Raw genomic sequence first — 1,482 nt, 5'->3', positions numbered from 1 at the left:
TCTAGTACGGCAGCCCAGGTTCGTTATGTAGATGCCTGACGATGGGCTGGTGGCGCTCGGGCTGGTCGGCGCGTCGGCGGGCATACTGACGGCCGCCGGATGATCATCGATGACTTGTGGAGACAATCGAATATCGTGCGGCGGCCGCTGGGCACAGCGTAGCCGTCAGGGAGTGGCTGGCCGAGTTCGACACCGGGTTCGCCGCGATCGCGGGCCGGTTCGGGCGGGTAGAGCCGCGCCGGCAGGCGCGTGCGTTCCTGCTCGGGTTGTTGTCCGATGTGGACACCCGGTCGTGCTGGCAGTTGGCGGAGCAGGCCGGAGACGGCTCGCCGCATGCGATGCAGCGGCTGTTGGGTGAGATGGTCTGGGACGCCGACCAGGTCCGCGATGACGTGCGCGGCTACGCCGTCGCCGCGCTCGGCAACCCGGACGGGGTCCTCATCCTGGACGACACCGGTGATCTCAAGAAGGGCCGGCTCACCCTCGCGACCCAGCGCCAGTACACCGGTACCGCCGGTCGGATCGAGAACGCGCAGGTAGCGGTCTATCTGGCCTACGCCGGCCCGCGCGGGTCCACGCTGATCGACCGGGAGGTCTACCTGCCCAAGGCCTGGATCGACGACCACGCCCGATGCGCGGCGGCGGGCGTGCCCGAACAGGTGCGGTTCGCGACGAAGATCGCCCTGGGCCGGCGGATGCTCGCCCGGGCCCTCGACGCGGGCGTGGCAGCAGCGTGGTGCACCGCGGACGAGTTCTACGGCGGCGATCAGCACCTGCGCCGCGACCTGCAGGTCCGCGGCGTCGGCTACGTCCTGGCCGTCGCCAAGAACCACCGGGTCACCGCCCGCCCGGTCGACGGCGCGGTCCGCGCCGACCGGATCACCGCCGGGCTGCCAGCCCGGGCCTGGCAGCGCCTGTCCGCCGGGGCCGGGTCGAAAGGCGAACGGACCTACGACTGGGCGTGGATCGCCATCACCCCGCCCGACGGCGAGGCCAGCGGCTGCCACAGCCTGCTCGTGCGCCGCCGGATCAGCGACGGCGAGCTGGCGTTCTACCGCTGCTGGTCACCGCAGCCGGTCCCGCTGCGCGCCCTGATCCGGGTCGCGGGCACCCGCTGGAACGTGGAAACCTGCTTCCAGACCAGCAAGGCCATCGGCCTGGACGAGCCCCAGGTCCGCCGCTGGGACTCATGGCACCGGCACGTCACCCTCGTCATGCTCGCCCACGCCATCCTCACCGTCATCGCCGCCCGCGAACGTGACCGGCACACCGATCAGACGCTGATCCCGTTGACGCTCAACGAAATCCGGCAACTCTTCAGCCAGACGATCACCAACACCACCCACACCATCACCCACCGCCTGCACTGGTCGAACTGGCGGCGCCGACACCAAGCCCGCGCCCGCACCAGCCACTACCGCCGCCGCGGCCACACCATCCATCAACCAGCATCTACATAACGAACCTGGGCTGTCGTACTAG

General features: G+C 70.2%; 1 protein-coding gene. It reads left to right on the top strand.

Going from position 1 to position 1,482, the window contains the following annotated elements; translation table 11 throughout:
• Positions 1–176: 176 nt before the first annotated feature.
• A complete protein-coding gene (locus tag ACZ6TV_RS55200) occupies positions 177–1,460 on the top strand; it encodes an IS701 family transposase (RefSeq protein WP_465309786.1) in 1,284 nt (427 codons plus the stop codon).
• Positions 1,461–1,482 lie beyond the last annotated feature (22 nt).

It is taken from the genome of Dactylosporangium sp. NPDC051087 (genome assembly GCF_055586325.1).
Note: the sequence above shows the minus strand (reverse complement) of the source record. Positions and strands in the feature narration are given on the sequence as shown.